This is a genomic window from Thermostichus sp. MS-CIW-26, assembly GCF_054059115.1.
This window is the reverse complement of the sequence record NZ_JBSSBV010000036.1, coordinates 15442-28122: the sequence shown is the minus strand read 5'-3', so window position 1 is coordinate 28122 and position 12681 is coordinate 15442. Positions and strand designations below refer to the sequence as shown.

At 57.7% G+C, this 12681-nt stretch carries 13 protein-coding genes; 5 read left to right on the top strand and 8 right to left on the bottom strand.

Annotated elements, in window-relative coordinates; translation table 11 throughout:
* Positions 1-106: 106 nt before the first annotated feature.
* From grxC to ACVWZU_RS11040, 3 genes are all read right to left on the bottom strand, one after another.
* Positions 107-367, bottom strand: a complete 261-nt coding sequence (gene grxC, locus ACVWZU_RS11050; protein ID WP_011431797.1) for a glutaredoxin 3 — start codon at positions 365-367, stop codon at positions 107-109.
* Between the two features lie 93 nt (positions 368-460).
* Positions 461-3256, bottom strand: coding sequence for a DNA polymerase I (polA, locus tag ACVWZU_RS11045; protein ID WP_457444896.1), 2796 nt, complete (start codon positions 3254-3256; stop codon positions 461-463).
* Positions 3257-3284: 28 nt separating this feature from the next.
* Positions 3285-3515, bottom strand: a complete 231-nt coding sequence (locus ACVWZU_RS11040) for a hypothetical protein (protein ID WP_414400770.1) — start codon at positions 3513-3515, stop codon at positions 3285-3287.
* Positions 3516-3595: 80 nt separating this feature from the next.
* Between ACVWZU_RS11040 and ACVWZU_RS11035 the strand changes: the two genes are divergently transcribed.
* The 4 genes from ACVWZU_RS11035 (at position 3596) to cpdA (ending at position 6975) form a co-directional block, all read left to right on the top strand.
* Positions 3596-4279, top strand: coding sequence for a polysaccharide deacetylase family protein (locus tag ACVWZU_RS11035; protein ID WP_457444894.1), 684 nt, complete (start codon positions 3596-3598; stop codon positions 4277-4279).
* Between the two features lie 63 nt (positions 4280-4342).
* Positions 4343-5101 carry a PspA/IM30 family protein gene (locus tag ACVWZU_RS11030; RefSeq protein ID WP_414400768.1) on the top strand — a complete coding sequence of 253 codons (759 nt, stop codon included), beginning with the start codon at positions 4343-4345 and terminating at the stop codon, positions 5099-5101.
* A 263-nt stretch (positions 5102-5364) separates the two neighbouring features.
* Positions 5365-5889, top strand: coding sequence for a photosystem II reaction center PsbP (gene psbP, locus ACVWZU_RS11025; protein WP_414329451.1), 525 nt, complete (start codon positions 5365-5367; stop codon positions 5887-5889).
* 291 nt (positions 5890-6180) lie between these two features.
* The gene (cpdA, locus tag ACVWZU_RS11020) at positions 6181-6975 is read left to right on the top strand and encodes a 3',5'-cyclic-AMP phosphodiesterase (protein WP_457444891.1); all 795 of its coding nucleotides are present in this window, start codon (positions 6181-6183) and stop codon (positions 6973-6975) included.
* On the opposite strand, the gene ACVWZU_RS11015 is transcribed toward cpdA, so the two are convergent.
* Entirely contained in the window at positions 6972-7796 is an 825-nt protein-coding gene (locus ACVWZU_RS11015; RefSeq protein WP_414424115.1) for an ABC transporter permease, read from the bottom strand. The two genes, cpdA and ACVWZU_RS11015, sit on opposite strands and share 4 nt — an antisense overlap.
* A complete protein-coding gene (locus ACVWZU_RS11010; protein ID WP_457444889.1) occupies positions 7793-8722 on the bottom strand; it encodes an ABC transporter permease in 930 nt (309 codons plus the stop codon). Before ACVWZU_RS11010 ends, ACVWZU_RS11015 begins: the two co-directional genes overlap by 4 nt.
* A 129-nt stretch (positions 8723-8851) precedes the next feature.
* Here ACVWZU_RS11010 and ACVWZU_RS11005 point away from each other — a divergent pair, with 129 nt between their 5' ends.
* On the top strand, positions 8852-10006 hold the full coding sequence (locus ACVWZU_RS11005; protein ID WP_414329883.1) for a homocysteine biosynthesis protein: 1155 nt from the start codon (positions 8852-8854) through the stop codon (positions 10004-10006).
* A gap of 155 nt (positions 10007-10161) precedes the next feature.
* On the opposite strand, the gene csaB is transcribed toward ACVWZU_RS11005, so the two are convergent.
* The 3 genes from csaB to psbU all read right to left on the bottom strand — a co-directional run bounded on the left by csaB (position 10162) and on the right by psbU (position 12650).
* A complete protein-coding gene (gene csaB / locus ACVWZU_RS11000) occupies positions 10162-11247 on the bottom strand; it encodes a polysaccharide pyruvyl transferase CsaB (RefSeq protein ID WP_414406849.1) in 1086 nt (361 codons plus the stop codon).
* Between the two features lie 77 nt (positions 11248-11324).
* Positions 11325-12230, bottom strand: a complete 906-nt coding sequence (locus ACVWZU_RS10995; protein ID WP_457444887.1) for an Rpn family recombination-promoting nuclease/putative transposase — start codon at positions 12228-12230, stop codon at positions 11325-11327.
* A 51-nt stretch (positions 12231-12281) separates the two neighbouring features.
* Positions 12282-12650, bottom strand: coding sequence for a photosystem II complex extrinsic protein PsbU (psbU, locus tag ACVWZU_RS10990; RefSeq protein ID WP_041436072.1), 369 nt, complete (start codon positions 12648-12650; stop codon positions 12282-12284).
* Positions 12651-12681: the final 31 nt, after the last annotated feature.

Here is a 12681-nt window from a genome sequence, read left to right as displayed (position 1 = left end):
CTCCGTCCCGCTAACGCGAATGGAAACAAACAGAATGCTATCGCTGCATAGTTGAACAGTGATGTTCAGCAGTGTTCAGCGTAAATGTATCAGATACAGTTGAGGCTTAGCTGGCCTGCTGTAGGAGCAGATCCAACTGGCCGCGAGCCTCTAGCGCGTAAAGATCGTCGCAGCCGCCGATATGCTGGTCGTTGATGAAAATTTGCGGCACCGAACGGCGGCCGTTGGCCCGCTTGGCCATTTCCGCCCGTGCTGCCTCGTCTCCATCGATGGCGTACTCGATATACTTCACGCCTTTGCGATCCAGCAGTTGCTTAGCCCGGATGCAAAAGGGACAAAAACGCCAGGTGTAAATCTCAACAGTCATAAGTAAAGTAACAAACGCTTTTACACACACTAACATTTCCGTGCGGTTGGGATCCCTTTCCTTGCAAACCTGGGGTTTTCTGCCTCCCATGGTCTAGTTGGCTTCCTTCCAATTGTGGCCAATTTGGATATCCACCACCAGCGGTATGGAGAGGGGCACTGCTCCTTCCATTTCCCTTTGGATCAGCGGTTTTAGGGCCTGCCATTCCGAGGGATCCACCTCAAACACCAGCTCATCATGCACTTGCAGGAGCAAGCGGGAACGAAAGTTCTGCAGCTTTTGCCGCAGGCGCACCATTGCTACTTTGATAATGTCCGAGGCGGATCCCTGAATGGGAGCATTCACAGCTGCCCGCAATTCCGCTTGTTTGCGATGGCCTGTCAGACGAGACAAATTGGGAAAATAGCGACGGCGACCCAAGATCGTTTCCACATAGCCATGCTTTTCCACAAAGGCTTCAGTGGAGCGCAGATAGGCAAAAATGCCGGCGTAGCGCTCGTTAAATCGCTGTAAAAATTGCTTGGCTTCCGACAAAGAAACCCCCGCAGTGCGGGCAAAGCGCTGCGCTCCCATGCCGTAGATCACCCCATAGTTAATCGTCTTGGCCAGGCGACGTTCTTCGCTGGTTATTTCTTGTTTTTCCAGGAGCAGGCGGGCGGTTAGGGTGTGCACATCTTCTCCTGAGCGAAAACCTTCCACCAGGGCAGGTTCTTGGCTGAGATGGGCCAAAATACGCAGCTCAATTTGAGAGTAATCTGCTGCCGCCAATAGCCATCCCTCTTGGGGAATAAAAGCTTGTCGAATCCGGCGACTGAACTCGGTGCGAATGGGAATATTTTGCAAGTTGGGGTTTGAGGAGCTGAGCCTGCCGGTGGCAGTAACGGTTTGGTTAAAGTCGGTGTGGACTCTGCCGGTATCGCTTCTTACCAGGGCAGGCAGAGCATCCACATAGGTCGATTTCAGCTTGGCCAAGGTGCGGTATTGCACGATGGTTTCGATGAGAGGATGATCCCCCTCTAGCTTTTCTAAAACTGAGGCATCAGTGGAATAGCCAGTAGCCGTTTTGCGGGTTTTGCGAATGTCCAATTTCAGCTTTTCAAAGAGCAGGGATCCCAGTTGCTTGGGAGAATTGAGGTTAAAGGTTTCTCCAGCCTGGGCATAAGCTTTCTGCTCCAAACTTTGCAGCTCTTGTTCCAGCTCTTGGGAAAATTGCCTCAGAAACTCGGTATCAACGCGAATGCCGATCCACTCCATCTCTTCCAAAACTTGGGCCAAGGGCAGCTCGACTTGAATAAAAAGATCCCACAGGCGTGGATCGGTTTTCTGCAGCTTTTCGGTGAGGATTGGCACCAGACGATAGGCACAATAGGCATCAGTTCCGCAGTATTCTGCAACTCTGGAAATCGGGATATCGGCAATGGACTGTTCCTTGCCCAGCAACTTTTTGTAGCTGGTGGTTGGCAAACCCAAATGGGTAGCTGCCAAATCGGCCAAGTTGTGGCTGGCTTCTGGATCCAAAACGTAGCTGGCCAACATGGGATCAAACTGGATCCCTTGCAGGCGGATCCCGTGGGCGCGGAAAATGCTCAGGTCGTACTTACAGTTTTGTAGGCTTTTGGGTCGGTTGGGATCTTCCCAGAGGGGCTGCAGGCTTTGTTTCACCAGCTCCCAATCCAGATTGGATCCCTGGCGGTGGCCGATGGGCAAGTAGGCGATATCTCCCTCTGACCAACAACAGCCGATCCCCACCAATTGGGCATCCCGTGGATCTAGGCTGGTAGTTTCGGTATCCCAAGCTACAATTCCTGGGCAGGCCAACAGCTCTTGCCGCAACAGCTCCAGTTGCTCCGGCGTATCGATGATGCGCACCGCCGGCAGAGAAGGGACGGGATCCACGGCAAAATCAAACCACAGGGCTTCGTCAGGAGCGTTTGCGGGATCCCCGGTGGGATTAAAAGCGCCAACCACCTCTGCCTCGGTTGGGATCCCCCCCAAAGCCGTTTGTATTTTGCGCACTTGGGCGATGAAGCTGTGAAACTCCAATTTTTCCAGCAGCGGCAGCAATTCTGCTTGATCAAACCCGGTTAATTTCATGCTCTCCCAGTCGGGAGAAAGAGGAACGTCGCATTTGATCCGAGCCATAAATTGCGAGTGATGGGCCGCCGGGATCCCTTCTTTGAGGTATTGCTGGACTTTTCCTTGGATCTCGTCCAGGTGGTCGAAAATTTCATCCAAACTGCCGTAGCGCTCCAGCAGCTCCACAGCTCGCTTGGGGCCGATCCCTTTCACCCCGGGAATGTTGTCAGAAGGGTCACCACAGAGGGCCTTATAATCCACCACCTGCCAAGGCCAGATGCCCAATTTTTCTTTCACTTGTTCGGGGCCAAACTCGCTGATGCGATCTTTGCTGTTGAGGTGCAAAACCCGAACTCTTCCATCGGTATCGATCAACTGGAACAGATCTTGATCGCCACTTAAGATCTGCACCCGATAATCTTGGGGGGCTAGCCTACTGAGGGTGCCCAAAATGTCATCGGCTTCAAAACCAGGCACCACCAAAATCGGGATGCGTAGTGCCGTCAACACCTGCTTCAGGTTCTCCACATCTTCGATAAACTCCGGTGGCGTTTCCGGGCGGCCTGATTTGTAGGTTTCGTCGGCCTCGTGGCGAAAAGTGGGCTGCCGTGTATCAAAGGCAACGGCTACATGGGTAGGGGTGTATTTGTCCAAGACTTCTAACAGCGATTTCAAAAAGCCAAAGCTGACGCTGGTGGGGATCCCAGTGGAAGTGCGCAACCCCCCCTCGCGGCTGTAGGCAAAGGCGTAGAAGGAGCGATAGGCCAGAGAGTGACCATCCACCAGCAGCAGTGTTGGAGTTTGCCAAGCCATCAGCTGATACCTTGAGGGTGAATCTAGCCTATCGGATCTGGGCTATGGGCAGAAGGGATCCCACATCCGTCTCAAGAACTCGAGCGGCGGGCTGCTGCCGACACCCAATGGCAACTTCTGTAATCACAATCTGTAGGCACAATCTGTAATCACAACTGGCTAGGACGAGATCCAAAAGCCCATCGACGGGCCCGCCAACCCTGATTTCCGTTTTGCGGGCTACAATGCTCATGCCCATTTTTTCAGTTGGTTGGCTCAATCGGCAATACCTAAATTTGTTACCCAGTTGATCACCCAAAGCATTGCCCTCTGGTTCTGGACAAAATACAGCCTGCCACAATGCTCTTCTCTTCTCAGCAAATCCTGCCCCCATCTCTCTACCCACCCCTGCATTGGGGCCTCAAGACCCTCTTTCCCGACGGCCTGTGGGAGTTGCCGGCAGATCCCTGTACCCAGCGGGTGGCCCTGACGTTTGACGATGGCCCTCACCCTGAGTACACCCCTGCTTTGTTGCAGGTTTTGATGGATTTTCAGGTGCCGGCCACGTTTTTTGTGTTGGGAGAACGGGTGCAGCGCTGGCCCCACCTGGCTCGTCAGATCCGCCAACAAGGCCACCGCATTGGCCTTCACGGCTGGCAGCATCGCTCCTTCACCCAGCTTGCCCCTGGAGAGCTTTATCAGAGCCTGAAGCGCAGCCAAACCACCCTCGTGGCTGCCTGTGGCGGGATCCCTGACGATTATCGGGCTGTGCGCCCGCCTAATGGCTTGTTTTGGCCGCAGACGCTTGCGGATTTGCGCCGTTGGGGCTTTTGTCCGGTGATGTGGAGCGTGGTGCCTGAGGATTGGCTGATCCCACCGGTATCGGTGGTGGTGGAGCGGGTGCTGGCCCAGGTGCGGCCTGGCTCCTTAATCGTGCTGCACGATGGGGTACAAGGAGGAGCCCAAGTGGCTGAGGTGACGCGGCAGTTGATCCCAACTTTGAAGAAGCGGGGATTTGAATTTGTCCACTTGCCGGATCCCTGAGATCTTTCCAGTTGGGGAGAAATTAAATACAGTAGAGGCACGCGTAGGCAGGAGAGTCAAGCCATGGGCGCACGCAAGATCATCTACGGCATTTTTGGGCAACGGGCCGGCAGCGTCATCGTCGGAACTTGGAACTGGCTGTGGGGGATCCCGGTGGAGAAAGGCGGCACAGGAGCGGTGATGGTGGCGGAAGAATCCCTACGCACCATGCAGGAGACGGTTCAGCGTCTCACGGAAGCCGTTGCCACCCAAGTGGCTGCCTATCAGCGGGCTGAACAAAAGTACATGCAAAAGGTGCGGGAGTACCAGGCCCTGGAGAACAAGGCTCGCCTGGCCGCCCAACGGGGCGATCAAGAGGCTGCCCGCCTGGCTATGTCCCAAGCGCTGCAAATTGAGGCCATTCTCGGCCCCCTTAAGGAGAACGTGGAAACTGCCGAGCGCTACGTCAACGCCGCCAAGCAAAAGCTGGCCCGCGAGAAAGAGCGATTGGCCGCTTACAAGAGCGAGCTGAGCAACCTCAAAGACATCAACGAGGTGAACCAAGCTCTGGAGCAGATGGCCCGCGTCAACAATTCCTACAACATCGACTCGGCCAAGTCCCAATTTGAGGCGGCGAAGAATGCTATCCAGGCTCGCCAGCTCAGATCCCGAGCCATGAGCGAGCTCTCGGAAGATCGCAGCGAGCAGATTGCTGCCCAATTGGATGAAATGGCCATGGACGATGAAATCTCCCGCCGCTTGGCAATGCTCACCGGCCAAGGAGGTGCCCAGGCCAACCTGCCGCTACCGGATCTGGATTTCGAGAAGCGGCTCCCCCAATAGCGGCAGTTGCTTCCAAGCTTGGGGATCCCTCGCTTTTCAACCCACGTCGGCAACCCCGCTGCTAAGTTGCAGGGGGAGTTTTCCGTTGGGAATTGACGGTCAACGGGCTAGAGGGAGTGCGCTCGTACTAGGATGATAAAGGAACAATAGGCAACCCATCTGAGGAGAGGATCCCAGCAATGTCAGCAGCACGAGGCGCGCATTCTGCCCGATCAGGCCTGTGGCCCACTTACGCAACCAGCCCGTGGCTGTCTAGAGCGCTGTTGCTGCTCTGTGTCTGCCTCAGCTTGGTGGTCGGTGCCTGTTCCGCAGGCTCTAACCTGCGAGCCTACAGGGATCCCAGCGGAGCCTTTGCTTTTGCTTACCCCAACGGCATGGTGGCGGTCAATCTTGGGCCGGGGAAAGGGCCGGTGGTACTCCTGCGCGACCTGGTGTACGAGACCGAGAACGTCAGCCTGATGATCGCCCCGTTTGACAAGGGGGAGACGATTGCCGATTTGGGCAGCCCGGATGAGGTGGGGCAGTTGGTGGCGGAGAAGATCATTGCTCCTGAGGGATCCGGTCGCTCGGCCAAGCTGTTGTCTGCCGAAGCCTTTGAGCGGCAGGAGCACCCCTATTACCTGCTGGAATACCAAACCGATATGGGATCCCAGCTTCGTCATGAGGTGGTGACGGTAACCGTTCGGCACCATCGCCTCTATACGCTGACGGCCTCTACCCAAGAATCCCGCTGGCCTCAGGTGCAAGCTGCCTTTAGGAACGTGGGCCGCTCTCTGAATGTTTCCTAAAGCTTTTCCTGAGAGGATTTTCTCAAGGGATTGAACCGGGTTGACGGACTTGGGTAGGTTAAGGTTGAGCCCTTTAGAGCTGAGTTATGGTCATTTTAGGTTGGGGGCGAGACGCCTGGGCTACTGAGAAAAGCCTTGTGGTTCCCTGCATTCAACATTTTAGGTGTGGGTGCAGTTCCTAGGTTGCATTGAAATGACCCTACCTACGGGTTCCAGCCGGGCCATCTGGTGCTAGAACGGTAGTGTTTTGAACCTGCGGAGATGGGATCCCACCCCTCTTGGGCTTGCTCTATGACCGTGTACGTGGTTCAGATCAGCGACCTGCATCTGTTTGCCAGGCCCCATCACCGGCTGCTGGGGGTGGACACGGAAGCCTCTTTCCTGCAGGTGCAAAAGGCCATTGCCGCTCTGGATCCCTTGCCGGATCTGCTGCTGCTCACCGGAGATCTCTCTCAAGATGGCAGTGCAGCATCCTACGCTCGTTTGAGAGCCCATTTGCAGGCTCTCCCCATCGATACTTACTGGTTGGCAGGCAACCACGATCGCCTGCACAACATGAACCAAGAGCTCCACGCCGAGCGGCTATTCGGGGACAAGAGCTTCAGCCGGGAAAATTGGAGTTTTATTTTATTGAACTCCCTCGTGCCCGGCAAAGACAGCGGTTACCTGACGGATCGCACGCTGCTGTGGCTGAAACAAGAATTGCAGCGGAGCAAAGCCGCCCAACACCATGTTTTGTTGGCCTTGCACCATCCCCCTTTTTCGGTGGATTCTGCCTGGCTGGATCAAAGTGCCCTGCAGCAGCCGGAGCGGTTGTTTGGGGTTCTGGACGAGTTCGACCACATCCGCCTCGTTGTATTCGGCCATATTCACCAAGACCTGCACCGCCGGCGGGAGGGGGTTGATTACCTGGCTTGTCCCTCAACCTGTGTGCAATTTCGTCCCAAGAGCCCCCAGTTTGGCCTGGAGGTAATTCCCCCTGCCCTGAGGCAGATATGGTTGGAGCGAGATGGCAGCTTCAAAACTCAGGTTCAACGGGTGGGAGCTGCTCTGCAACGGCCCAACCTGGCCCTGAAGGGATATTAGCTCTCCCCCTCTTGAACCTCTGTGGGGGGTAACCCGATGGCCTGCCCCAAACAGACGCTGGCCCCCAGCAAGGCCAACCACCCCGGCAGCAGCGACAGGAAGGCCACTGCAGCCACCAGGGTATTGTTTCCCCCTTGCAAAAGGCTGTAGAGCAGCATTGGCAGCGTGAGAACCCGCCCACCGCCGACAAAGAAGGTGAGCAAAAATTCGTTCCAAGAGATCAAAAAGGCAAATACCGCCCCAATGGCTGCCCCAGGGGCAATGAGGGGCAACGTTACCTGCCACCACACCTGCCAGGGATCCGCCCCCAAACAGCGGGCCTGCGCCTCGTAGCCGCGGTCGAAACGGGCGAACACACTGCCCATCACCAGAGCCATGTAGGGAATGGTGGGGATCAGATGCACCAGCACCACCCCCAGCAGGGCACCGTCTAGCCGCAGGCGAATCAGCACCCCTTGGATCCCCATCAGCACAGCCAGAGGAGAGGTGATGACGGGCAACAGCAACAGCAGGCGCAGCCAGGCGGGCACAGGATGGGTGCCCAAAACTCGTCCCGCCGGGATCCCCACCCCCAGGGCCAGCAGGGTGGTGAACAGGGCAATTTGCAAGCTCTGGCCGAAGGCTGCCCGGAACTGGGATCCCCAGCTCAGCAGTTGCTGCCAACCGGCTATGCTCCATGCCCGGGGCAGGGCATCGGGAAAATACCAGGCCCGCGTGAAGGCCCAAAGGGCCAGCACCCCAAAGGGCAAAGCCCAAAGGAGGGCCACTCCGGCCACCCCAAGGCGGAGCAGGGATCCCCCAATCCATCTGCGTCCTTTCACGGCTTTCTCCAAGGACTCCGTCCCGCTGAGCCAAACGGCAGCTGCAGAAAGGATACTCTGGCTGCAAACAGCCCTCCGATTAGGCTGACCACCGCTGCCGAGACAGCCAGCAGGATGATCCCCAGCGCCACCGCCTGCTGCCGCTGCTCCAGGTTGATGTGGGTGAAGCGCTGATAGATCAGAACGGGCAAGGTGCGCGGGTAGGTGGGCCCCAAGAGCAAGGGAACCTCAAAAGCGCTGAAGACGAAACCGAAGATGAGGATCCCGGTGGCCAGCAGCCCCGGCCTCAGCAAGGGCAGGGTCACATACCAAAACGTTTGGGCGGCAGAAGCCCCCAGCAGCCGAGCCTGTTGCTCCAGCTCGGATCCCATCCCGCGCAGCAGCGTCAGCGCCACCAGAGCGGCAAACGGGATCTCCTTCCAAAGCCAATAGAGCAACACCCCCACATAGCCGCGGTCGTTCACCCACAAGGGAAAATCCTGATCCGAGGCAATCCAGCCCAGTTGGAAGGCCAGCCGCGCCAGCCAACCGCTGGGCCCCAGCAGCAGCAGCATCCCCGCCACCCCCACCAAATGAGGAATCGGCAGCGTCAGCTGGCCAAGCCAGATGGACCACCCCCCCACCCCCCGCAACAGCAGCGCCAGTCCCAGCCCCAAAACCAGCGCCAACCCCGTTGCCAACAGAGCGATTCTGAGGCTGAGCAACAGGGATCCCCCGACTTCCGCATCCCGCAGCAGCTCCCCATACCCCTGCAGGGTAAACCCCCTCTCGCCCAGGCCGTAGAGGCCCACACTCTGGGCCAGAGCCAGCAGCAGCCCCCCGCCGTAGAGCAGGCCCACCAACCCCAACGCCGGCAAAAGCGGCCCATACTGCCGGATCCCCTTAAGCCCCACCGGCCCAGATCCCCGTCCATTTAAGCTATTCATTGAGCCAGTCCCAAGAGCTGCCTCACGAGAGAATTCAAGATGGGAGCGGATCCCTCGACGATCAAGCGATCAAGACTGCCTAGTGCTCCACACCGCCAACGCGACCAACCATTGCGATCTTCACATCCCATGGAGAGAACCCTAGACCAGATTAACCAACGCATTGCCAAAGGCCAGGTGCGGGTGTGGACGGCCCTGGAAGCCAAAGCCAAGCTGGCCACCTTGGGGATCCAGGAAGCCTTTGAGCAGGTGGATGTGATCACCACCGGCACCTTTGAGCCAATGGAGTCTTCAGGAGCCATTGTGAACCTGGGCCATACGGATCCGCCCATCAAGATTCGCCAAGCTTGGCTGAACGGGGTACCGGCCTATGCCGGATTTGGCGCGGTGGATCTTTACCTGGGGGCAGCCCAACCCAGCGAGCAAGCGGATCAAGCCTATGGGGGCGGCCATGTCATTGCCGACCTGGTGGCGGGCAAGCGCGTCCATTTGCGGGCCATCGGCCAAGTGACCGATTGTTACCCCCGCGCCGACTACGAGACCACCCTGACTCGGGATCAGCTCAACCAGTTTTACCTGTTCAACCCCCGCAATGCCTACCAAAACTTCATCGTCGGGGTGAACGGCGGGGATCGGCCTTTGTACACCTACTTGGGTCTGTTGGAACCGCATCTGGGCAATGCCGTCTATTCCAACCCGGGAGAGCTATCCCCCTTGTTGAACGATCCCCTGTTGCGCCGGGTGGGGATCGGCAGCCGCATCTTTTTGGGAGGCGGCATCGGCTACGTCGCCTGGGAGGGCACCCAACACTTTCCGCTGCAAAAGCGATTGCCCAACCAAACTCCCATCGGCCCGGCGGCCACTCTAGCCCTGATTGGGGATGCCAAGCAAATGCAGGCGGAATGGGTGAGGGGCTGCTACTTCCGCAACTACGGCCCCAGCTTGATGTTGGGGGTCGGGATCCCCATCCCCATCCTTGCTCCTGCGGATTTAGAGGCCATTGCCATTCGGGATGAGGAGTTGGTTGCCCCCGTGATTGACTTTTCCATTCCCCGCCGGGTGCGGCCCACCTTTGGCTTAGTGAGCTATGCCCAACTCAAATCTGGCCAGATCACCCTCAATGGCCGCAAGATTCGCACCGCTCCCCTGGCCAGCTTGCGCCGCTCCATACAAATTGCCGAAATCCTCAAGCAGTGGATAGAAAGCGGCCAATTTACCCTCACCCAACCTGTCGCCCCCCTGCCCCTGGATCGGGAGTTTCTCCCCCAAAACCCTCTCAGGTGACGTCCTCCCCTCAATGAATTGGGGGCCTCCTCAAGCGGATGCACGCAGCGCTTTGGTTCGGGGACACCGTGCCCCCCTACTTTTGGGGTAAAGCGGCTCTCCAGAAGAACCGCTACCGGAATTCGCCCTGGCAGCAACTTCTCCAGGCAACCCCATCAACCCCACTTCAGGTGCTGTCTCAACAACTGAGCGTGCTGAGCCGATTGCCTCGCCCACAGGTCAGCTTGGGCAGGGCTGAGAGCTAGGCTCTCTGAGTAGCAGGCCAGCCAAGCTTGGTGTAAGGCTTCAGGATCGGTGGGCATCTCCTGCAGATCCCAGCCAGGCATGCCCAATTCCTGGAGCAGCGTTTTCACCTTGGGATCGTAGCTGAGACCAAAACAGGCGCAGCCCTCTGCCGCCGCCATCACCAATCCGTGGTAGCGCATGGTGATCGCCAGCCTGACACCCCGAAAGACTCCTTTCAATAGACAGGGATCCCGAATTTCCAGCACTTGGCTACGGTGGGGTAGGCGCTGCTGAAGCTGCTGAGCCAAGTGGTAGTCTGGCCCAAGGTCAGGGGATCCGGGAGGAGCCAGCTGAAAGGGCACGAAGAGAAGGTATGCCCCCGTGGAAGCCTGGAGACGCTGTAAACCCTGGCTCAAAGCTTCTAGACAGGCTCCAGTCAGTTGCGGATGCGGACGCAAGACCACAGCAATGCGGGGCTGAGGCCACGTTTCCCATTCCGGCAAGGTTTTGGACGGCAAACTCCAGACGGGATCCGGAGCCACCTGGTGAGGGATCCCCCACTCTTGCAGCCATTGGGAGGCAACCCCATCCCGCACACTGATGGCCGTGCAACCTGCCAACGAGCGACGGGCCAGTGCACGAATCCACCCCCGCTGCAGCGGCCCGATCCCTTGGGCCCAGGCAACGGTTCTTAGCCCCCATCGCTGGGCTAGGCCCATCACCCCCAGGTAGTAGAGAGGGCTGCGCCAACTGGTGCGATCCTGCAGCAGGCCACCTCCACCCCAGATGAAAGCCTGGGCCTCCTGGAGACAGCGCCGTAAAGCCAAACTGTTGAAGCGCGGATAGGCCAGCACCCCATAGGTGGCAGCCGTTTCGGCAGGGCGACGGGAGAGCACCACCGGCTGTACGGGGCTGGGCAACTGCTCTAGCTCTCGTAAGAGAGCCAGCAACAACGCCTCATCGCCGGCATTGCCGTAGCCGTAGTAGCCACAGATCAAAACCTGTGGCCGTTTCATCGAGTCCATCTGAGTAACAGGGATCCTAACTCACCCACAGAGTCCTGTGAGGTTGGAAAAGGCCGCGACGGCAAACCCTAGTTGGATGATGACTCCCTGAGCCATTGGATCAAATCGGCCAGGGTTTGGAAGTCCAACAGCGCTTCCGCCAAAGCCTCCAGTTGCTCGGTAGGTAAGAGGCGGATGGTTTCAGACAGGTCTTCCGGCAAAGATCCCAGCTTGCGCCGCAGTTGACTCAGAGTCAGTCGAGCTGCTTCTTGCTGCAGACCCTGTTGCAGACCTTGCTGCAGACCCTGTTGCAGACCTTGCTCTAGACCTTGTTTCAGGCCCTCCTCTCGCCCTTCTTTGAGGGCTTCTGCTCGCCACATCTGATAGATGGTCGATTCCCGCACAGCCAAACCTCCCAGAACCCTGCTGATTTCCTCTGGCGTCCATGTTAATCCTGCCAAGACAGCAGTGGCCGCTTTCACCTCTTGCCGTAGCTTTGGATCCTCTATCTCTGCTATTGCTCTGGCCACTTGGCGGAGTCGCGGCTCCGGGTTTTCCGGATCTGCCAACACGGCTAAAGGCAGGAGTCCTGGATATTGAGATAGCACCTCCGGATCTTGTTCCCACAGGCGCAAGACCTCAAAGCGATGAGAAAGGGATCCCCGTTGAAAAGAGGTTTGGTACGCCCGTTCTGACTGGGTTTTTCTCAGGTAGATGACAATCTGCCGCACCTCCTGGTCGGGATAGCGACGGAACAGGCGCAGGCAGTAGTCGGCCATGCGCAAGGGAATGTCGGGATCCGGATCGGTTTGAAACTCCAGATGCAAAATCAGGTTTTGGGCCCTCAGCAGGATGAGGGAGTCCGCGCGAATGGGCTCGCTGGAGAGCTCCGTTGGCTGGAGCTGGATCAAGGGAACCGGGGATCCCAGCAGCCACCGGGCAAAGGACTCGGGGAACCATTCCACCAAGTACTTGCAGACGTTATCGTAGGCCACAGGATCCCTTTCCTACAAAAGCCGATTCTCCCGATGGCCCCTCTGCCGAGATCAGCCGTAGTACCCTTGGTTGATGCGGTTTTCCAGTTGGTTAGCCCCTTCCTGATACTCGCCAAACACGAAGTTCTCGGCGTTGGCTTTGATCAGGGCCTTTTGCTGCTCTGTCAGGCCTGAGATCTGCAACATGTCTTCCAGACTCTTGTAGGGGGCATTTTTCACCAGGATGCGAGCTAGGGTGGGATAGAAGCCGGGCAGTTGGCGGTAGTTGCGCAAGATGGTGTTGTTCACGTCAATCGGAGTGTCCAAGTGCTTTACCGGGGGAAGCTCTGCGGCCCTGGCCACAACAGGGATCCCCAAAGGAGCGAAGCACAGACAGAGCACTAACACCACACGAACCAAGATGGACAGCAGCCAGCGCATAGCATCACTTCTCCAAGCAGAATCCAAAAGG